This is a genomic window from Vibrio sp. 2132-1, from assembly GCF_033344315.1.
In genome coordinates this window covers 1-530 of the sequence record NZ_JAWPON010000803.1, presented here as the reverse complement: position 1 = coordinate 530, position 530 = coordinate 1, and the positions used below count along the sequence as shown (strand labels likewise).

At 42.1% G+C, this 530-nt stretch carries 2 pseudogenes; both read left to right on the top strand.

Annotation, left to right across the window (positions count from 1 at the left end):
- Window positions 1-228, top strand: a pseudogene (locus tag R8N47_RS28095) (hypothetical protein); the annotation flags it as partial.
- Between the two features lie 82 nt (window positions 229-310).
- Window positions 311-530: pseudogene (locus tag R8N47_RS28090) on the top strand (thiol:disulfide interchange protein DsbA/DsbL); the annotation flags it as partial.

Genomic DNA, 530 nt, shown 5'->3' with positions numbered 1-530 from the left:
CTCGGCGTAAATACAGATTGTGTTGAGCCGCACCACAAAGAACACATGATGGAAAAAGGGCAAAAGTCGCACACCAGTTGCAGCTCTTCTTGCATTGTGAAAATTCCCACGACTTTGTCGCAAAATGGCTTGATGCTACTGCCTTACAGCTTGGCGCTTATTGATAAGCCTCCTACTGAAAAAGCCGTGGTTGTGATTTATAAGCCTTACCGACCTCCGATTGTTTGATTTCTTCTTTATTTATCTCCAGCACTAGCTGGCTCTTAGCTATATTTAAAACGGCACTGTTGTGCCCGAAGGAAAACAAACAATGAAGAAATTACTTGCACTATGCAGCACACTTTTACTGGCTTTCAGCGCTCACGCTGCTCAATTTGAAGAAGGTAAACACTACAAAGTGTTGGACGTTGAGAAAGCGACTAAACCAACCGTTACAGAGTTTTTTTCGTTTTACTGCCCACACTGTTATAAGTTTGAATCTGTGATTGAAAACTTAAAACCGGCTTTGCCAAAAGAAGCACGCTTTGAAA